The sequence below is a fragment of the Pseudogracilibacillus sp. SE30717A genome, assembly GCF_037071985.1.
In the GTDB taxonomy this organism is placed as follows: domain Bacteria; phylum Bacillota; class Bacilli; order Bacillales; family Amphibacillaceae; genus Pseudogracilibacillus.
The window spans coordinates 464,375-483,999 of the sequence record NZ_JAXHDF010000002.1 but is presented as its reverse complement, the minus strand read 5'-3'; the positions used below and the strand labels follow the sequence as shown (position 1 = coordinate 483,999).

The following is a 19,625-nucleotide window of genomic DNA, read 5'->3' as shown; positions in this document are numbered from 1 at the left end:
TGACTGCAAATTATTTTTGCAGTCTTTTTTTATTTGAAACATTAATTGGGTAAGCTTCGAATACGTATAAAGCAAAGAGTTCTCTTAATCTAGGAGGGGAAGCGATGCTGCAAGCTTTATTAGAGCTGTTTACAACGGAACAAAAAGCAGAAGTAATGCTGGAGAGCCCAATTATTGAATTAATATTTTTTTCCTTATTCAGTCTGTTTGCTATCACATTTATTGTCCATATTGCATTATTTTTTAAAATAAGAAAGACACGTAATTATATTAAAGAAACGAAGCGGATGGATATCGAACCTTTGCAAACAATTAAAAAAGAATTTTATTCAAGACAACAAGAAGAATCTATCAAACTGGAAACATTTGTCCAAGAAAAATTTTCGAGTTGGCGAATCTTCCAAATCCCGATCATTAGCTTAATTAGAATGGTACAGATGACGATTTCCGTTTTTATTTTACTCGGAGTACTTGGAACGTTTATTGGTTTAACAATTTCACTTGGCAGTATTAATGCTGGCAGTGATCAATTAGTGGAAAATGTCGCAGGGGTACTCTCCGGAATTGATGTTGCGTTTTATACGAGTATTATCGGTATGGGCTTTTCACTTATCATGACGATACTCGTACGGACACTGAATACGGAATACTTACTTACAGACCTAATGCTTATTGTCGAATCCAATTTAGAAAGCCATGATAAACATAGTATGCATGAAATGATTCATGTTTCTGAAAAAATTCATCAGTCGATACAAAGTCTTGAGAAAACGAATGAGCAATCGCTCGGCAGTATTGTTGAAGCATTTAGCGGATTTAAAGATTATACGGAAGGTCTTCAAAAATCTGCAGAAGATTTGGCAAAATTTAATGATGGACTTGCAGTGAACTTAGACAATTTTCATGAACTCTTTGCACAAATGAAAGTAGTGACCAACGGATTTGCAGAAGGTACGGCTCAGTTGAATACAAATTTTGCAACATTATTCTCCTATTTCAAAAAGGTTGATCGTAAAAACGAACGTATGGCGGAAGCATTTGAACGAACCTATGAAAAAATTCAAGGCGTTTCTACCGCTCAAATAAATAGTTTACAAGAATTTGATACCTCAGTTTCCGAATTGAAAGAATTTAAATCCTCTTTATTAGATGGGCAGGCAGATGTTCGAAATGCGCTTGAGCTAATTAACGATAAAACTGTCCGACTTGTTGATACGATGGGGGCACATAACAAGCTGTTTAAAGAAATATTTGGAGATGATTTACCTACAAGACTTGGAAGCATATCTACCTACTTGGCGGAGCTGAAACATGGATTTGACCGAGTGGGGGATGCGATTGGCAGTCTTCCAGAAGCGTTGGAAGTAATCAATCAAACACAGCGAAACCATCATCAATTACTAGGGGATCGTTTTAGTGACTTAAAACATTTCAATGAAACATTTAATGACCATTTAAAGCGTCATGAAACAGAAGTGTCTTCTTTTGAAAATCATTTGCGAGAAGCCACGTCCGTCTTTGAAATGCTTGCAACAAAAAATAGTGGTCTTCTTACCGAGATTAATCGAACAATTACTGATGTAAACAATTTGTATTCTAGGCGTGACCAGCAATTGGACTCAACGATGAATAGTATAAAAGACACACTTACAAGTTATGTTGCCACAACTGAAAATACGCTGGGACAGAAATTAGATATATTAATCCGAAACATAGACAGTACATTATATTCATTGGGTGACAATGTAAATCGTGAATTTACTGAAATGCGCCGAGTGTCTGATGAAATTAGTCAAAATCATGCTCGGATATTGCAGCAACTTCTCCAAGAGCTCGGACGAGAAATTCAAACATTAAACAGACAAATTTCATCGGTTGATCAACAGAATAATAGGATAGATCGGACGATTGGAATGAACCGAAATGAATTTTAAATATCAAAAGTTGTTTAAACAAGAAGAGGAAGAAGGACGATTTTGGCCGTCATTCACTGATTTGTTAACGACTATTTTGCTCTGCTTCATGCTAATCTTTATTATTATGATGGTCATCAAGTCCTTGCAAATTGAAGAAATGAAGAAAACACTCGATCAAATTATGGGTGTACGGGCGGAATTAGTAAAACAACTTAGAGGAGAATTCAGTGATTCCGAATACGGCATTGAAGTGGACGAAAAGACAGGTGCGATTATTTTTGATACCGAAATATTATTTGCATATGACGATGCAGAACTGAAAGCAGATTCATTTACCTTTCTAGATGAGTTTATACCAAGATATTTAGACGTACTGCTTGAGAGCGGGTATGAGGATTATATTGCGGAAATCATTATTGAAGGACATACTGATCGGGACGGCGATTACTTATATAATTTGGAACTTGCCCAAGATCGGGCATATAGTGTCGCAGCCTACATATTAAGTGAGCAATTCCCATATAAACATATTCAAAATGAACTTGAACAGAAACTTACCGTTAATAGCAAGTCATATTCTGACTTTCGTACCGATGAGTCGGGAAATTATAGTGCGGATGCCTCCCGTCGTGTAGAATTTAAATTTCGTCTAAAAGATGAAGAAATATTAAATAAAACAAGAGAGTTACTAGGAGAATAGCAATCCATTTCGCCAACGTGCAATCGACTCAGCGGAAATAGACACCAATTAGCAGCTTAAGAAGATAAGTGAGGGCAGGATTAATTTTACAGTATTTCACAATATTGATTTTTTTATTACAATTTTGTTGCTCCTATTTACATAGTGAATGGGTATGTTAGAATGGCACCTAACGCGATAAAAGAGGAGGAACAAACATTGAAAAAAACATGGACAATCATGTTAACCTTTATACTGACTATGCTCTTACTTGCTGCGTGTGGCAATGAAGATAAGGCAAAAGAAGATATAGAAAGTGGGCAAGACGCAGAACTCGAACTACCTGAACCTGATTTAGAAGGGATACCAGATGTCGTAGCGGAAATAAATGGGGAAGAAATAACGAAAGATGAGTTCGAATCGATGTATACACAGCAATTTCAGCAAGCTGCAATGCAATCTCAATTATCTGGTCAAGAGGTTGACGAAAATCAATTAAAGGAGCAGATAGCTGAAGGTATGGTTGGACAAAGATTGCTTACTCAGGAAGCAAATAATAGAATTGCGGAAGTATCGGAAGAGGACATTAATGAAACCGTTGATTTAGTCGTACAACAAAATGGCCTCGAGACGAAAGAAGAACTTTTAGATCAACTTAAAGAGCAAGGGATGAAAGAACAGGAAGTAATGTCTCTCATTGAAACTCAAGTGAAAATTGACCAGCTTTTAGCAGAAGAATCGGGAGATTTAAATCCGACGGAAGAAGAAGTTAAAGAGGCATATGAAGCGATTAAAGCCCAACAGAAGGAAATGGGCAGTAAAGAGGATATCCCTGCATATGATGAAATAAAAGCAAACTTAAAAGAACAAGTGATTCAACAAAAGCAAATGGAAGTAACGGAAACTCTAATTGAAAAACTGCGTAAAGATGCAGATGTGACAATTTATTTATAAGCTTTCTAATGATGTGTACCCCTGAAGTTAGATCAAAAGTCTAACCACGGGGGTATTTTTAGTTTTAACAATAGGTATGTTTATCTCTATGTAAGATTTTGGTATAATTGGAAACAGATTTAAGTATTTGAATTTCAAAATAAACTTGAAGTATGAAATTGGATTGTTAAAAATATATTATATTTGTAATAGTTTTTATCGGTTTATATTTTAAGGTGATGACATACGTTAAGGAGAGTTATTGGATGAGGAATGAAAAAGAAATGATGGACTTAATAATCAATTTTGCAAAAGGTAACGAGCATGTTCGAGCAGTTTACATGAATGGCTCGAGAACAAATCCTAATGCTCCAAAAGATATTTTTCAAGATTATGATATTGTCTATGTCGTTACAGAAACAGCCTCCTTTATTTCAGATAAAAGCTGGATCAATCAATTTGGGAATTTGCTTATGATGCAGGAGCCTGATAGAAATGATTTAGGATTACAGATGGACGTCGACTTCCAGAGATCATATAGTTTTTTAATGCTTTTTAAAGATGGAAATCGAATTGATCTACGTATGCTGACTAAAGAAACAATGCTAAATGAATATGAAAAAGATTCACTCACGATTCCCTTACTCGATAAAGATTCCATTTTACCGAAAATTCCACCTCCATCAGATCGTAATTATCATCTCAAAAAGCCAACAGAAGAAGAATTTACTAGTTTTACAAATGAATTTTGGTGGTGTTTACAAAATGTTGCTAAAGGAATTTGGCGTGACGAACTGCCCTATGCACAATGGATGAGTGAACGTCCAATTAGAAATGCTTTAAATCAAGTATTCAGTTGGTGGATTGGTATCAAACAAAACTTTAATGTTTCCACAGGAAAGTCTGGTAAGTACTTCAAAAAATATCTACCTGAAGACTATTGGCAGATGTATAAGAAGACTTATTCAGAAGCTAATGATCAAAGTATGTGGAATTCGCTTTTTATTGCATGTGATTTATTTCGAATATTGGCACAGGATATTGCTGAGCATTTTTCGTTTTACTATCCAACGGAAGATGATCAAAACATGACGAAGTATTTAAAGCAAATAAGGATATTATCTATAGATGCTACTGAAATAAGATAGAAAGAGGGATTCCATATGGATCAGATTACAAGTAAGCTATTAATCATTGCTGCATTTTTATTAGTAGTGACGATGATTGAAACGTTAGCCTACTCTACAAGGATTTCAGGGGTGAGAGTAAGATTAATTGCGACGGCAATTTCGTTATTTAGCACGTTGGTTGTTGTGGCAAGATTATCAACGACAATTCACCAGCCCTTGACAGCAAAGCTCATTGCGGAAGCTCCAGATATAAATAAGTTAGGTTTTCTAGAGGAGCAGTACAGAATATTAATTGGAGTAACATCGATCGGGGTTTTACTAGGAATGTTTCTTTTTCCAACATTCATAGCTATTTTTTCTAGAGCTATCATTCAGCTATCACAGGAGCGGGGGTCAATCGTCCAGTTGTTTTTAAAATATTTTAATATGGAAGGCTTCAAAAAATTGATTTCCTGTTTCAGATTACCTCGGTTTACATACTTAAAAGGCATCACATATAAAATGATTCCGAAACGTCTATTTGTTATCAATATTATTGTGTCAGCCATCTTCACAACAGGAGTTCTTTCCTCCATTTATGCATCGATGTTAGTTCCAGAAGATTATAAGCAAGCCGCTTTAATGTCCTCTGGGATTATTAATGGGATAGCGACTATTTTACTGACTTTATTTATTGATCCCAAGGCATCTGTTTTAGCGGATCGTGTCATAAAAAAACAAGTTGATTATCGCTTTTTAAAGAGTTATTCGTTAACGTTAGTCAGTTCAAAATTTATTGGCACAATCGTAGCTCAGTTTTTCTTTCTTCCGGCAGCTTATTATGTCGCATGGTTTGCTAACTTGATTTGATTATTTTTTTAAATCATTTGTGAGTGATGCATTTTGCTCATTGACGGTTGAATAGATAACCCTTTATAATAAAAGATTAACAATCCATATGGAAGCATGGCTAACTAGCTTAGTATGAATTAATTTTTATAAATAACGATCCTAAATTTACAGGATGGTTATTTTTTCTGTGAACATATAAAAGGATTGGAATTTATACAAGAGTTGAGGAGAGATATAGTAATGAATTATGAAAAAATGACATTAAGTGAATTGATGGATGAATTGATCGTGAGTACTAAAAAAGCGTATCCTTTTTTTATTGCAGGGGCATTTTATTGGATAGCAGTATTGATTGTAGGGCAACTGTTTTCAGAAAAAATAACAGCACTCATTTATATAATAGCGATGGGAAGTATCTTCCCGCTTGCTATGCTTTTCGGTAAATTGCTCAATATTGAGTTTATGACGTCAAAAAATCCATTGGCTACACTAACTGGGATTGTCGGTGGAATGCAAGCATTTTTTATTCCGATTTGGATTGTAACGTATATGGAATCTTATGAATATGTGCCTTTCATGGTGGGAATTTTAGCTGCTACTCATTTTCTCCCTTTTACATGGATATATAAAAGTAAGGCATACCTGTTTTTAACGATAAGTTCTGTCATTACGTCGTTTGTTTTCGGATATATTTTTATTGGACAAGCTTTTTTATTTGTACCGATTAGTCAAGCCCTTATTCATATAACCACTTGTGTCTGGTTAATTTCAGAGTCAAAACAGTATAACAAATAAAGCTTTCAATCAACTAAAACTCATTACTTTCTGTCAAATTTGTAGTGTGTTAGACTAAAGGTTGTATGTTTCAATAAACGAACGTGGCCGTTCATGGAAAGTGGGTTTTATTTTGGCTGAAAATCAATCACAAGAAAATTACATAAGAAAAAACTTTCTTTTAATTTTAGTTTTACTTTCTGGTGCTTTTATTACGATTTTAAACCAGACTCTTTTAGGCACGGCATTGCCCCCAATTATGGAAGATTTAAATCTGACTGAAAGCACGGTACAATGGCTACAGTCGGTATTTATGCTTGTAAACGGGATTATGATTCCAATTACTGCTTTCTTGATAGAAAAGTATACAACGCGTAGATTATTTTTAACGGCAATGGGCTTATTTACAATTGGAACCTTTATTGCTGCAATCGCTCCGGGCTTTTCTTTTCTAATGGTAGGAAGGATTTTTCAAGCAGCTGGGGCCGGGATAATGATGCCGTTATTACAAACGATCATGTTTTTAATTTTTCCGATCGAACGAAGAGGAACAGCGATGGGAATGTTTGGTCTCGTTATTGCCTTTGCACCGGCAATTGGACCGAGTTTGTCGGGATGGCTTGTCGATCATTTTCCGTGGCGTAGTGTCTTTTACGTAGTTTTGCCAATTGCGATTCTCAATATAATTGCTGCATACTTTTTACTTAAAAACGTAACAAAACAGAAAAATCCGACAGTAGATGTTCTTTCCATTATTTTATCAACTCTCGGATTTGGCGGATTGTTATATGGATTCAGTATTGCCGGAAGTGCTGGTTGGATAAGCGCGCAATTTATAATATCCATAATAGTAGGTGCCGTTTCACTCCTTATTTTTATTTTGAGACAATTGAAATTAGAACACCCGATTTTAGAATTCAGAGTTTTTAAATACACAACGTTTTCTCTGTCGACTGGACTTGGTATGATTGTATTTATGTCAATGATCGGAACTGCAGTTATCTTGCCTTTATATATGCAAAATATGCTCGGCTTTTCAGCTTTTGATTCTGGATTAGTTTTACTCCCGGGGGCAATCATTATGGGAATTATGAATCCGATCACTGGAAGGTTATTTGATAAGTTTGGTGCAAAAGGTTTGTCTATCACTGGATTTACCTTATTAGTTATCACAACATTTTTATTTACAAACTTATCAACTGAAACGACGTTTACTTATTTATCAGTCATGAATGCTTTTAGAATGTTGGCGATTGCGATGGTGATGATGCCAGTAACGACTGCAGGTCTGAATGAGCTCCCGCCTCATTTAATTCCACATGGCTCTGCGATGAACAATACATTTCGTCAAGTATCCGGAGCAGTTGGAACTGCATTGCTTGTTACGATAATGACAACAAGTGCAATCCCGATCAACAGTGTAGAAGGGGCGATACATGGGGTAAATGTTTCCTTTATTGTAGCAGGTGTCATTGCGGTTGTTGGGTTTATTTTATCGTTTTTTATTAAAAATACGATACCACGAGAAAGTATGTAAAAAAACGAGGCTGGGACATAAGCTAGAAAGAATTATTGAAACACGAATAATTACGTTAATAATAGTCGCTAAAGAAATATACTTCGCTTTCCGCCAGCGCTGATAAGCCCCTTCAGGCTTCGCCTTTCAGTGTCTTATAGAGGCTTTTCTTCTGGCAGGAGTCTCCGTATATTTCTTTCGCTAACTTGAGATATTGTTCGTGTTTCATATCTACCATTTCGTTTTGTCCCAACCTCTTTTTTATTGGGAAAAATTTATTTTAATTTTACAACTTTACCTCTCGATAAGATATTATAAAAAATTTTATCGTTTATCCCTTATTTTATAAGGCTATTCGAATTGAAATATTATAGAAAATGTTTTCAGAGTAGTTTGACATCTAGTTATCTATTACGTTATTATTGTCATAAAATGGAATGTGTTATTTGGGGGGATGCACATGGCGTGGAAAATGGCAAGAAGTACAGTTATATTTATACTGGTTGTTATTCTTTTTATTTTTATTTTACTGCTGCCAAAAGAATTGGAGATCAACTGGCATGGAGGACAGAAATTTGATGCAGAATATCCTTTTACATTTGAGTTATATAAAGAGAATATCAATGAATTTATTACTCATTTTCAGACAGAGAAAGGGTTTGGAACAACAACTGCCGGGACACCGCTTACGGAGCATATCGAGAGGTATTTGAAGAGAAGTTTAAAAATAGTGTTACCGGCATTTCTGTTATCGATGGTGCTTGGTACGTCAATAGGTATGCTGTTATTTTATGTTCGAAATAAAAAGAGTGGGCGAATCTTTTCCTTTTTCTCTTGGACAATTGCTTCCATTCCAGATTTTTTCTTATATATTTCCGTGCAATATATATTGATTAAGGCCATGCACAACGGGTTTCTAAAATTTAATCTATTTAACAGTGACGATTGGTACAGTTTTATTATTCCTTGTATTTCAGTAACTTTATTTCCACTATTTCACATGGTAAAAGTGACTGCGCTAGCAATGGAGAATGAAGTAGGGGAGGATTATGTACGGACAGCGCAATCAAAAGGGTTAACAAAGAAGCGAGTAATATCTCATATGTTTTGGAATGCGTGGACTTCCATTGTAAACCAGTCACATATGATTATGCTATATATTTTATCCAGTTTACCAATTATTGAAAAGTTATCCAATTACCATGGAGCTGGGTATCAGTTTTTAGAAAGTATTTTAAACCACGATAATGTGCTTGCGTTGCTTTTCTTTCTGCCGTTTTTATTATTAATGTATGCTGTCGTGTTGATTGCACAATTTGCACGTGAACGGCTTCTACCAAAGGATGTGGGCAGCGTATGAGGAATATGTGGAAGTTTATACATAGTAATATGTTGCTAAGTTTTGGTTTAACATTGTTTGTCATTTTGGTGTTGATTGCTTTATTTGGACAATACTTACCGTTTATAGATGAGAATTTGGAAAAAGAGAATCATCGTATGACTGACGGGGTGCTCCAGGCACCACCATATGAACCTTCATCAACCTATTGGATGGGTACAGATCATGAGGGTAGAGATTTATTCAGCTTAATCGTGATGGGAGCAAAGGAAACGTTATTGATCGTTCTAAGTATTACAGTGTTAAGGTATGTGATTTCCATCCCGCTTTCTTATTTAGCCCATAAAAAAGTATTAGGAGTAAATTTAGTCGTAAAAAGCATGAACACATTCTTTTCTTACATACCGACTATTATAATCGTTATAATGATTGCCATTTTACCGCCTTTGTTATGGACGGATATGCGGCCTTACTGGTTGATATTTATTGTTGCAATGGTGGAAGTAGGCAGGGTGTCTAACACGTTGAAAGAGGAATTTGATGCGCTAGCCGTCAAAGGATATATGGAAAGCGGAATTGCCATTGGTGCTGGTCCTGTCAAGATGTTGAAATCATATTATTTACCTTTTATGTATGAAAAAATTATTGTCTTTTTTGTTTCAGATCTTGGTAAAGTAATGTTTATGCTTGGACAGCTAGGGTTTATCGGGATTTTTATTTCACAAGTGTTGGTGCAAGTAGATCCAGGAATATTTGCGATTGAAAATGAATCGATATCATGGCCGATGTTGCTTTCAAACGCTTTTATGGACATTCGTGGACCAATCTGGATTGCATTTTGGCCTGCCTTAGCGATGACAGTAACCATTTTTATATGTAATATGATCGCTGAAGGGTTGAGGGGAATGACGGTAAAGAAAGATTCTTTATGGTGATATTCTCTCTACATTTAATTTTAATGAAACTGCAATGAAAGGGTTTCTATTTTATAAACAATAAGTTTGTTCGCTTCATTCTTTTTAAAATAAATCAGACCCGTGTTTCATGCGGGTCTGATTTATTTTTTGTAAAAGTTTATACTGAGGTTGCCCCTTGTCCGCCGTCAATACGATAATAGGAGCCACTTATAAAGGATGCTTTTTCGGAAGCTAAAAACATCATTAAATCGGCAATTTCTTCAGCTGTTGCATATCGGTTCATCGGGACCGAAGCTTCAAATTGTTTACGTGCTTCTTCCGCTTGATCACCCATTGCGTTTTTTTCAATCCGGCGCATCATTTCCGTATTAACCCCCGAAGGTGTGACAGCATTTACTCGAACGCCGTATGGAGCCATCTCAAGTGCCGCTGATTTATTTAAGCCAATCACCGCATGTTTTGAAGCTACATAAAGGCTCATACCTGGCGCTCCAAGAAGCCCGCCGTTTGAAGCAGTGTTGACAACAACTCCACTTTCTTGCTCCTTCATCACTTGCAACACATATTTTAAACCTAAAAAGACCCCTTTAACGTTTACGCCCATCACTTGGTTAAAATTATCAACCGTTTGTTCTATAATCGGATTAAACTCACCATTAATTCCGGCATTATTGATAAATACATCAATCCGCCCATACTGTTCTACTGTGCGATCTACGTAATTTTTCACTTCTTCTTCTAAAACGACGTCTGCTGAAATCAATAAAATATCTTCAGCCTCAATCGACTTTTCTGCTTCAAAAAGTGCTTCATTTTTAAGGTCCACTAGAGCCAGTTTAGCCCCTTCTTTTGCAAATGCTTGAGCTGCAGCCAGTCCGATCCCTCCAGCCGCTCCTGTAATTAATACGACTTTGTCTTTAAATTGCATGTACTTCATCTCCTTTCATATGATAAAGATTCCCTGAAGTATCCTTTTCTACTCATAATTTGTTATTTTAAAAGGTATCTTTAGAGGCATTGTTAGTGTCGCTTAATTGATTTCTTATTTCATGTGATTCACCATTATTAAGTAACGATTAGCTCCATACCTCCTTCACCGGACAATATAGTTTCGATCACGGCTTATAGAGGGCAACAATCTGACCTTTATACGTATTTTTGTCGAACACCCATCTCACTTGAGAAAAATTTTTTCCGTTTTTATCTACATGCTATAATTTTCTTGGTCACTCCACTAACTAAATCATTCGCTTAATGATACAATAATTCCTACTATTACAAAAAAATGAGGGTACATAATGAACGGAATAAAACTGGATGAATTTTTATTTGAAATGAATAAAGTGGTTATTGGCAGAAAGGAAGAATTTAAATTATTATTTGCAGCTCTGCTTACTGAAGGACATGTGTTGTTTGAAGATCTGCCGGGAACTGGTAAAACGACAATGATGAAAGCATTCGCGCATGGGCTTGCTTCCGAATTTTCCCGTATTCAATGTACACCAGATCTATTGCCGACCGATGTGTTAGGGGGATCGATTTTTAATCCGAAAACAAATGATTTCTATATTCGAAAAGGTCCCGTATTTACAAATGTGCTTCTAGTTGATGAAATTAACCGGGCACTTCCAAGAACACAGTCGAGTCTGCTTGAATGTATGGAAGAAAAGCAAGTGACGATTGAAGGGGATACATACAGATTAGATGCGCCGTTTATCGTTCTTGCAACCCAAAATCCTGTCGATATGGAAGGAACTTTCCCACTGCCGGAAGCACAAATGGATCGCTTTTTAATGAAGATAAACTTAGGTTATCCTTCAAAAGAAGAGGAAACGCAAATGCTACTGCAAGTTGGCGATGACATCCCGTTTGAAGCAATTTCTAGTGTATTGGATCCTGCAAAAATAAAACAGTTGCAAAAGGAAGTAAAACAAGTAACCGTCCATGAATCTATTTTGCAGTATATGACAACTTTAGCGCAACAGACAAGAAATCATCCGCTTATTTCCATTGGGGTTAGTCCGCGTGGAACGAAAGCACTTTATAAAACGGTAAAAGCGTGGGCATTATTAAATGGCAGAGATTATGTTGTTCCTGAGGATGTGAAAGAAATGATCCAACCCGTGTGGACTCATCGGATCACATTAAGCCCAGAAGCGAGAATGAGTAAGCGAAACTCCTCTGACATTTTAAAGGAAATTGCTAAAAACGAGCCAATTCCGGAAGAAGAGGTTATTCGTCTATGAGTGTGAGGCAAGAAGACGTACGAAATGAGGAAGCGAGCCTCTTATTTAAACCATTTGCTTTAGTAGGGTTATTCCTCTGTCTACTTGCATCGATATGGTTTCAGCTTTATACCATGATTGGTATTTTGGCGTTTATTCTCGTTTTAGCCGGGTTTATTTTCGTCTGGAATAAGTTAGCTGTACATCATATTGATCTAAAACTGGAACTTCCAGTTTCAAGGGTGTTTGCAGGGGATAACTTTCGTGTATATACATCGGTAAAAAATAATAAATCGTTGCCACTTGTCTGGCTAGACGTTGAATTTAATAAAAGCCAACTTGTTTCCTGGCAGGACAAGCCATTTTATATTGTTCGGTTTATGTGGTTGCTCTCTTATCAAGAAGTTGATTGGGAAGTAAAAGGAAGAGCGCTCCAACGTGGTGTCTATTCGATCGGAAAAATCACCATGAAATCTGGTGACGGCTTCCGGTTTATGGAGTCGAAAAAAATGTATGATTTTCATAAGAAAATGTACATCTATCCGAAATTAGTTCCTATTCGTATTCCTCCATTTCAACCATCAATGCAGTGGGATGTCCAAGGGAAACAAGGCGGCTTGTTGGAAGATCCGTTAATAGTGAGTGGAGTACGTGATTATGAACCAGGAGATGATTGGAAACGGTTTAATTGGTGGGCGAGTGCCCGTTCAGGTAAAATGCAAACGAATGTATTTCAGCCAATTGTCGCAAAGCAACTGATAATCGTCGTGGATGTAGCAGGCTTTGCCCCAACGAAAACATTTGCCGAAGAAGAAAAACAGCAAAAATATGTGTTGGAAAAAGAAAAAGTATTTGAATCTTTTTTATCTGTTGTCGCGTCTGTAGGCGTTGCTTACCATGATCAAGGAATACAAATTGGCTTTGCGACGAATGCACGGAATTATCTAAATGAAAGTCAAGAGATCGTCCAACCGGAAAAAGAAATAACCAGTGTCTTGGATAGCTTGGCGTAAATGACTTATCAGACGGCAACATTTCCTTTTGATGGAATGATTTATGGGAAAAATGGACCGCCGTTATTCCTTTTTTGCAAATCGATTTCTGAAACTCATCTATTATGGTACGAAGAGCAAAAACAGACCCGGGATATTAAGTTCTATTATCAAACAGAAAACGAACGATCGAAAAGATTAGGAGTTGCTGAACCATTGAACGATTTGCTTCTTGAAAAGGAGGCAGATAAAGGTTGAAACAATTTATTGCATCAGCTGTCGTATTATTCAGTGAATCAGTTTGGATTTATTTTCTGTTTGGATTATTTATGAGTGTGGAATGGAATGAGCCGACTTTTGTCAATGCAATATGGTGGGTCGTGGCTGGTGTACTTGGATTCTTGATTAATCGGCTCGTCGCTGGAAACACCCATTATGTCCTTGCGCTTGTCATTAACGCACTCGTCCTCCTTTTTATCGTCATTCAAAACTGGAAAGCAGCTGTGCCAGAAGGTTCATGGGTAGCAGGGATTTTCTTTAGTATCGCCGTTCTGTTTCTGTATGTTCGAAGTGCAAGCTTTGTATATAAATCAGCTACCCGTATGCATATGTTACAGCGATTTGAATTTAGCATATTTATATATTTAGCTTTGTTGTTTATATTCACATTTAATGATTGGATCAATGAGTATTTCCATCCTGCATTTCTTGCGGCAAATTTTAGCACATTGCTAGGAATGATCTTAACGCTCGATACGGATATGAAAACTGGAGAAAATAAGCAAGTTGACGTGTATAAAGCAGGAAATCCGGGTGGGTTTATCACGGTTATTAGCTTGTTATTTACTAGTGTCGTCGTCATAAGTTCAGCGTTATTTTTACCAGCTGTTCGGGAAAAATTACAACAAATCACCTACTTATGCATGAATGGAGTCAGTTGGATTTTTAGCCGAATCTGGCAATTTATTTCATGGGTTTTTGGCCTATTTGAACCGTCAGAAATAGATGGGACGTTACCAGAAGCCGAGCCACAAACACCAATCGAGATGGGCGAAATGCAAGAAGAAATAACTTCTCTGCCGATTGGGTGGCTCTTTGTTGGAATTAGCGTTTTGATTGTCATTTTGGTGTTAGTTATATTAGGGTATTTTTTAAAAAATTGGCGTCCATCTGAACAAGTATCAAGGCTCTCCAATCGGCGTAATAAGAATCGATTTAACTGGCGGATGATCCAACAAAAAATTTGGCAATTCATCCAACGATTAAAAATGAGATACCGTGCAAGATTTGCTCGCTTTTACAAACAAGAAGTGTTTTGGTATTTTAATCAAGTGCTATTATGGGGGAAAAAGCATGGGATTACGCGGGATACATCTGAAACAAGTGAACAATTCATTGAAAAATTAATCGAGAGACTTGAAATTGTACAAGTTTCGGAACATGAGAAAAAACAGGTAATTCAAGAACTGCGAGAGATAACCCATCACTATCAAGCAGCATATTATGGGAATAAAAATGTGTCTGGTGATTATACAGGGCTATTAAACCGGCTGAAAAGCTTAAAAATGAAAAAAGTGCTCTAGACCAACGTGAATTGGCATAGGGCACTTTATTATTATATTGTTAGTTTTCGACCTGCAAGTGTTCCTGCAACCAGAATAACGGCAGCGAGAATGATCATCATGAACAACGGAGCAGTCCAGCTATCTGTCAGATCATGAACCCCACCAGCAAGAACAGGTCCAAGCGCGGCAAGTAAATATCCTACTGACTGAGCCATTCCTGAGAGCTTTGCTGCATCCTGACCATTTTTTGTTCGAAGGGAAAAGAACATCATCGATAAGCTAAATCCACTGCCGCAACCAACACCGAATAAAATCGCAGCCATAATAATGATGACAAGATTACTGCTAAATAATCCGAGGACTCCAATCATAAACATTGCCCCTGTTGCAAAACCTAATATCTTTTGATTTGCCAGTTTATCCGCAACAACGGGAATGACAAACGTTAATGGAATTGCAGCAAATAGCATGAGCGATAACAGCCAGCCTGCTTCACTCGATGAATACCCGTTGACCTTCAATATGTCTGGCAGCCATGTTAGCGCCGTATAATACATCAGCGATTGTAAGCCCATAAAAATCGTCACTTGCCATGCCGTAAAAGAAGTCCATATGGTCGATTGATGCTTGTTATTGTCGACATCGTATTTTGGTAAGGGAGCGGGATGCTTTACTTGCGGAATCCAAACACATATCGTAATCAGGACTAAAATAACCCATGCCCCTAACGCACCTTGCCATCCAAAGGACCCTATGTTGGAAATGGGGACACTCAGCCCCGACCCTAACGCCCCGAGTATATTCATAAAAACAGCATAAAGCCCGGTCATCAATCCAATCTTAAATGGAAAACTCATTTTAATAAATCCAGGTAAAAGCACATTACCAAAAGCAATAGCCACTCCAATCAGTACAGTTCCAAGAAATAATGTTCCAACACCAGTGATGGAACGCATCATAATTCCGATCGCTAACATTATCATCGAAAGAAAAATTGTTTTTTCTATGCCTAAGCGATCCGCAATTTTAGGCGCAAAAGGAGAGATGAAAGCAAATGCGAGCAGCGGCAATGTTGTAATGGATCCAACCACTGCATTACTCACTCCTAGCGTTTCACGAATTTCAGGTATTAATGAACCAACAGCTGTTAAAGGAGCACGCAAATTGGAGGCAAATAATATGATTCCAATTAATAATAAAAAACGTCCTTTTTCTCGGTATCTCATTTGTTCTACTGTTTCTAATGTCATGTAATTCCTCCAATAGTTGCTAGTAATCTATCTTTTTTTAATGGTAGATTTATTAATCGAAAAGAAGCCACAATTTCTAGGGTTTATCTAGATCTAGGTAAAAGTTATATCCATCCATTACATTATAATAAAAATAATGGGCAAAGTTTATCTATTTGTTTTCCATAGGCCTAGTTTGAAAGGAAAATAATGTTGAGTGGGGAAAAATGCACTTTTCTCTTAGACAGGAAAACGTCAATAATTGGAAGTTTTACTTAACTTAATCTTTTACCATTATCACCTTAAGAGATCAGTGAAAAAAACTTCATGGTAATCTCTTTTCTCCCACTGTACACGACTATACATGTACAAAGAGGGAAAAAAGTCTCTTGTTTTGCTGTCTATAATTATCTATACTAATGGAAAAATTTTATCCTATTAAGGAGGATGCAAATGGAAACAACGTTAATTAAATCAGATGATCTCATAACGTTATGGGGAATTATCGTTGTTTGGGCAGCAGTAAGTATTTATTTAGAACAACGATATAAATGGGCTGGGAAAATATCTGGAGCGATTATTGCTTTAATTGGGGCTTTAATTTTATCAAACATCGGTGTTATCCCAACAGAATCTCCAGTGTATGATGCGATTTGGGCGTTTATTATTCCACTCGCAATCCCTTTGTTATTATTCCATGTTAATTTTAAGAAAATCTGGCAGGAGAGTGGACGGTTACTCATTATATTTTTAATCAGTTCCATAGGTACCGTTGCTGGGACAATTTTGAGTTTCTTTTTATTAAAGAATCATATCCCTTATTTAGATAAAATTGGGGCGATGATGAGTGGCTCTTATATAGGTGGGGGCGTGAATTTTGCAGCAATGGCAGCAAAATTTGAACCACCGGGTGAAATGGTTTCTGCAACGGTGGTGGCAGATAATTTGCTTATGGCACTCTATTTCATCGTACTCATGGCCATCCCTTCGATTCAATTTTTTAGAAAACACTTCTCTCATCCACATGTATTGGAAGTTGAAAAACAAGAAGAAACAGGAGAAGGCAGAACATTGGCAGAAGGGTTTTGGAAAAGGAAAGACATTTCGTTAAAAGATATCGCTCTTTCGGTCGGAACGGCATTTTTTCTCGTCATTATTGCGTTTAAATTAGCTGATTTTCTGGCAGGAATTCTTCCGAGCGGAGAGGATGTAAATTTCTTTTTTAATTTAGTAAGCGGGCTATTCGGAGATCGCTATTTAGTGTTAACGACATTAACCTTTTTAGCCTTAGCATTATTTCCGAAGTACTTTGAATCTATTAATGGTAGCCAGGAGATAGGAACCTTTTTAATTTATTTATTCTTCGTAGTTATTGGCGTTCCAGCCTCCATCCCGCTCATTATTCAGAGCGCACCGCTACTATTAATCTTTGTCGCGATTATCGTGCTGCTTAATATGGTCATATCATTGACCGTTGGAAAAGTGTTGAAATATGATCTCGAGGAAATTTTAGTCGTCAGTAACGCAAACATTGGTGGGCCAACGACAGCGGCAGCTATGGCAATTGCCAAAGGGTGGAGAAACTTAATTGGACCAGTTCTCGTCGTCGGTACAATCGGGTATATCATCGGCAACTATATTGGAACTACATTAGGACTATGGTTTGCTACATTTATGTAAAATGGACTTCAAATGCGGGTGACTGACATTGCAAAGGTCGCCCGTAATTTTTATCACAACTCTATAGTCCATCCTACCTATACACAAAGGACTGTTGTGGATAACTTTATGATAAATTTACTTAAGCGCTGAGAATTGATCCGGAATTAGTTTATCCCAGTATCTCTAAATGGACATGTTCTGTTACAGGTTACCTGACTTTATACCGCATAAATTGACAGGCAAGGCAGGAAAATCGTTGCTATGATTAATCTCAAGGGAGTGATAATGATGAAGTGGATCGAATCATTACAGCAGGCGATTGATTTCATGGAAGAACATTTATCAGAAGATATATCGATTGAGCAAATAGCGAAGGAGGTTAATTTTTCACCATTTCATTTTCAACGGACGTTTTCCATTTTAACGGATATATCGATTGGAGAATATCTACGTCGCCGCCGTTTAACATTGGCAGCCCATGAATTACAACGCACCGAAGCAAAAGTGATCGATGTCGCTTTAAAGTATGGGTATGACACTCCTGAAGCTTTCACGAAAGCATTTCGAAGGCAGCATGGGATTACCCCTAGCGAAGCACGTACGTATTCGGGAAAGCTAACATCGTATAATCGCCTTGTCATTCAGGTGAATTTGAAAGGAGCAGAACCAATGAACGTGAAAATTGTTAAAAAAGAGGCATTTCAGATTGTTGGAATGAACCGCCAACTTTCGCTTGAAAACGGAGAGAATCATAAGCAGATCCCAATTATGTGGGAGAACGCAAATAAAGATGGAACATCAAACGAGTTGTTTCAATTGCAAAACGGGCCAAAAGGGGTGTTGGGAGTATGTGTCGATAACAACGACAAGACCATCGACTATTGGATCGCAAGTGCCCATGAAGGAGAGGTCCCAAGTCACTTTTCAAAAATGACGATCCCTGCATCTACATGGGCTATCTTTGAAGTGCATGGTGCTATGCCGGATGCAATGACAAAGGCGTGGAAACAAATTTTTTCCGAATGGTTTCCATCGAGTGGCTACGAACATGCCGGGACACCTGAATTAGAAGTATATTCTGAAGACGATCCAGCGAATCCAAATTTATATTCTGAAATATGGATCCCAGTTAAATAAAAAATAAAGGCTTTCACAGTCGTTTTACCATTCTGTGAAGCCTTATTTTTTTGCATGATTACTAATCAAGTAATCCATTTTAAGGTTTTAATTAGTTTATAAACGTTTCTTTTACGCGTTTGGAACGAATAAAATAAACAATCCAAATCGTACTCATCGCCAGATTCAATACATCTATTCCGAATCCAAAGATAGAATATAGTAAATTCATCACGATCGTCAGTGCAAAATAAACGATAATTAATTTTGGCATGATCTTTTTTCGTTTAAACCAAGTAAAGTATAGGATAATGAGTAACGGGAGATAGATGACATCGGCAAAATAAATAACGAGATCAAACCCGCTCAATTGCGTCGGATTAACATAAATCACCATGATTAAGGCTCCTAAAAGCCCAAATAAGGTTACGATCGCAGGAATGATTAATAATCCGGAAAAAATTGCATACCAATGATCTGTTTCAAATTTTTTCGTATTCGTGTCTGTTCGTTCTTCCATCCAGGGTGCTCCTTTTCTTGCTAAGAATCAATGTGAATCTTCTTAACTATCTTATTTACATAAGGTTCATTTTACTAAACTTCCAAACTGGAAGCAACGAACGAGAGGGGTATTCGCAGATCTACTTTTTTGAAATTACTTATTGGATTTGAGCTTCCGTTAGTTTTTCGATAGGTAAACGTAACTTGATGAGGGAGTGTTTTTCGATTCAAAATAAGATTGTAACGATCCTCAAAAGTATTTTAATAATACATGACTAAATTAATTGAGTATATTTCAAA

General features: G+C 36.9%; 18 protein-coding genes. 15 read left to right on the top strand and 3 right to left on the bottom strand.

Going from position 1 to position 19,625, the window contains the following annotated elements:
• Positions 1-104 precede the first annotated feature (104 nt).
• The 9 genes from SPD48_RS05205 (at position 105) to SPD48_RS05165 (ending at position 10,053) form a co-directional block, all read left to right on the top strand.
• Positions 105-1,934 (top strand): MotA/TolQ/ExbB proton channel family protein, encoded by a 1,830-nt coding sequence (locus SPD48_RS05205; RefSeq protein ID WP_336257000.1) that lies wholly within the window; start codon positions 105-107, stop codon positions 1,932-1,934.
• Positions 1,924-2,616 carry an OmpA family protein gene (locus tag SPD48_RS05200; RefSeq protein ID WP_336256999.1) on the top strand — a complete coding sequence of 231 codons (693 nt, stop codon included), beginning with the start codon at positions 1,924-1,926 and terminating at the stop codon, positions 2,614-2,616. Before SPD48_RS05205 ends, SPD48_RS05200 begins: the two co-directional genes overlap by 11 nt.
• 198 nt (positions 2,617-2,814) lie before the next feature.
• Entirely contained in the window at positions 2,815-3,549 is a 735-nt protein-coding gene (locus SPD48_RS05195; RefSeq protein WP_336256998.1) for a SurA N-terminal domain-containing protein, read from the top strand.
• 245 nt (positions 3,550-3,794) lie between these two features.
• On the top strand, positions 3,795-4,676 hold the full coding sequence (locus SPD48_RS05190; RefSeq protein ID WP_336256997.1) for an aminoglycoside 6-adenylyltransferase: 882 nt from the start codon (positions 3,795-3,797) through the stop codon (positions 4,674-4,676).
• A gap of 15 nt (positions 4,677-4,691) precedes the next feature.
• Entirely contained in the window at positions 4,692-5,507 is an 816-nt protein-coding gene (locus SPD48_RS05185) for a lipid II flippase Amj family protein (protein ID WP_336256996.1), read from the top strand.
• Positions 5,508-5,729: 222 nt separating this feature from the next.
• Positions 5,730-6,284 (top strand): DUF7010 family protein, encoded by a 555-nt coding sequence (locus SPD48_RS05180; protein ID WP_336256995.1) that lies wholly within the window; start codon positions 5,730-5,732, stop codon positions 6,282-6,284.
• Between the two features lie 112 nt (positions 6,285-6,396).
• Complete coding sequence (locus SPD48_RS05175) at positions 6,397-7,800, top strand: MDR family MFS transporter (RefSeq protein WP_336256994.1); 1,404 nt, start codon at positions 6,397-6,399, stop codon at positions 7,798-7,800.
• A 439-nt stretch (positions 7,801-8,239) separates the two neighbouring features.
• On the top strand, positions 8,240-9,139 hold the full coding sequence (locus SPD48_RS05170; RefSeq protein WP_336256993.1) for an ABC transporter permease: 900 nt from the start codon (positions 8,240-8,242) through the stop codon (positions 9,137-9,139).
• On the top strand, positions 9,136-10,053 hold the full coding sequence (locus SPD48_RS05165) for a peptide ABC transporter permease (protein ID WP_336256992.1): 918 nt from the start codon (positions 9,136-9,138) through the stop codon (positions 10,051-10,053). The genes SPD48_RS05170 and SPD48_RS05165 overlap by 4 nt, the downstream gene beginning before the upstream one ends.
• 139 nt (positions 10,054-10,192) lie before the next feature.
• Here the strand turns inward: SPD48_RS05165 and SPD48_RS05160 are convergent, their stop codons facing one another.
• Positions 10,193-10,963: an SDR family NAD(P)-dependent oxidoreductase gene (locus tag SPD48_RS05160; RefSeq protein ID WP_336256991.1), complete on the bottom strand. Its 771-nt coding sequence runs from the start codon at positions 10,961-10,963 to the stop codon at positions 10,193-10,195.
• Between the two features lie 370 nt (positions 10,964-11,333).
• Between SPD48_RS05160 and SPD48_RS05155 the strand changes: the two genes are divergently transcribed.
• The 4 genes from SPD48_RS05155 to SPD48_RS05140 are packed head-to-tail and all read left to right on the top strand — an operon-like array spanning position 11,334 to position 14,835.
• Positions 11,334-12,281 carry an AAA family ATPase gene (locus tag SPD48_RS05155; RefSeq protein WP_336256990.1) on the top strand — a complete coding sequence of 316 codons (948 nt, stop codon included), beginning with the start codon at positions 11,334-11,336 and terminating at the stop codon, positions 12,279-12,281.
• Entirely contained in the window at positions 12,278-13,273 is a 996-nt protein-coding gene (locus SPD48_RS05150) for a DUF58 domain-containing protein (protein WP_336256989.1), read from the top strand. The genes SPD48_RS05155 and SPD48_RS05150 overlap by 4 nt, the downstream gene beginning before the upstream one ends.
• Positions 13,274-13,510 (top strand): hypothetical protein, encoded by a 237-nt coding sequence (locus SPD48_RS05145; protein ID WP_336256988.1) that lies wholly within the window; start codon positions 13,274-13,276, stop codon positions 13,508-13,510.
• The gene (locus SPD48_RS05140; protein ID WP_336256987.1) at positions 13,507-14,835 is read left to right on the top strand and encodes a hypothetical protein; all 1,329 of its coding nucleotides are present in this window, start codon (positions 13,507-13,509) and stop codon (positions 14,833-14,835) included. The genes SPD48_RS05145 and SPD48_RS05140 overlap by 4 nt, the downstream gene beginning before the upstream one ends.
• A gap of 32 nt (positions 14,836-14,867) precedes the next feature.
• On the opposite strand, the gene SPD48_RS05135 is transcribed toward SPD48_RS05140, so the two are convergent.
• The gene (locus SPD48_RS05135) at positions 14,868-16,067 is read right to left on the bottom strand and encodes a CynX/NimT family MFS transporter (protein WP_336256986.1); all 1,200 of its coding nucleotides are present in this window, start codon (positions 16,065-16,067) and stop codon (positions 14,868-14,870) included.
• 432 nt (positions 16,068-16,499) lie between these two features.
• On the opposite strand from SPD48_RS05135, the gene SPD48_RS05130 reads away from it, so the two are divergent.
• On the top strand, positions 16,500-17,726 hold the full coding sequence (locus SPD48_RS05130; RefSeq protein WP_336256985.1) for a DUF819 family protein: 1,227 nt from the start codon (positions 16,500-16,502) through the stop codon (positions 17,724-17,726).
• Between the two features lie 270 nt (positions 17,727-17,996).
• Positions 17,997-18,845 carry an AraC family transcriptional regulator gene (locus tag SPD48_RS05125; RefSeq protein ID WP_336256984.1) on the top strand — a complete coding sequence of 283 codons (849 nt, stop codon included), beginning with the start codon at positions 17,997-17,999 and terminating at the stop codon, positions 18,843-18,845.
• A gap of 91 nt (positions 18,846-18,936) precedes the next feature.
• On the opposite strand, the gene SPD48_RS05120 is transcribed toward SPD48_RS05125, so the two are convergent.
• The gene (locus tag SPD48_RS05120) at positions 18,937-19,344 is read right to left on the bottom strand and encodes a DUF2569 domain-containing protein (protein WP_336256983.1); all 408 of its coding nucleotides are present in this window, start codon (positions 19,342-19,344) and stop codon (positions 18,937-18,939) included.
• Positions 19,345-19,625: the final 281 nt, after the last annotated feature.

Coding starts and splice junctions, on each gene's coding strand:
- SPD48_RS05155 (WP_336256990.1), top strand. CDS start 11,334: ATGAACGGAATAAAACTGGATGAATTTTTATTTGAAATGAATAAAGTG.
- SPD48_RS05165 (WP_336256992.1), top strand. CDS start 9,136: ATGAGGAATATGTGGAAGTTTATACATAGTAATATGTTGCTAAGTTTT.
- SPD48_RS05185 (WP_336256996.1), top strand. CDS start 4,692: ATGGATCAGATTACAAGTAAGCTATTAATCATTGCTGCATTTTTATTA.
- SPD48_RS05200 (WP_336256999.1), top strand. CDS start 1,924: ATGAATTTTAAATATCAAAAGTTGTTTAAACAAGAAGAGGAAGAAGGA.
- SPD48_RS05205 (WP_336257000.1), top strand. CDS start 105: ATGCTGCAAGCTTTATTAGAGCTGTTTACAACGGAACAAAAAGCAGAA.
- SPD48_RS05160 (WP_336256991.1), bottom strand. CDS start 10,963: ATGCAATTTAAAGACAAAGTCGTATTAATTACAGGAGCGGCTGGAGGG.
- SPD48_RS05150 (WP_336256989.1), top strand. CDS start 12,278: ATGAGTGTGAGGCAAGAAGACGTACGAAATGAGGAAGCGAGCCTCTTA.
- SPD48_RS05190 (WP_336256997.1), top strand. CDS start 3,795: ATGAGGAATGAAAAAGAAATGATGGACTTAATAATCAATTTTGCAAAA.
- SPD48_RS05130 (WP_336256985.1), top strand. CDS start 16,500: ATGGAAACAACGTTAATTAAATCAGATGATCTCATAACGTTATGGGGA.
- SPD48_RS05170 (WP_336256993.1), top strand. CDS start 8,240: ATGGCGTGGAAAATGGCAAGAAGTACAGTTATATTTATACTGGTTGTT.
- SPD48_RS05180 (WP_336256995.1), top strand. CDS start 5,730: ATGAATTATGAAAAAATGACATTAAGTGAATTGATGGATGAATTGATC.
- SPD48_RS05145 (WP_336256988.1), top strand. CDS start 13,274: ATGACTTATCAGACGGCAACATTTCCTTTTGATGGAATGATTTATGGG.
- SPD48_RS05125 (WP_336256984.1), top strand. CDS start 17,997: ATGAAGTGGATCGAATCATTACAGCAGGCGATTGATTTCATGGAAGAA.
- SPD48_RS05120 (WP_336256983.1), bottom strand. CDS start 19,344: ATGGAAGAACGAACAGACACGAATACGAAAAAATTTGAAACAGATCAT.
- SPD48_RS05135 (WP_336256986.1), bottom strand. CDS start 16,067: ATGACATTAGAAACAGTAGAACAAATGAGATACCGAGAAAAAGGACGT.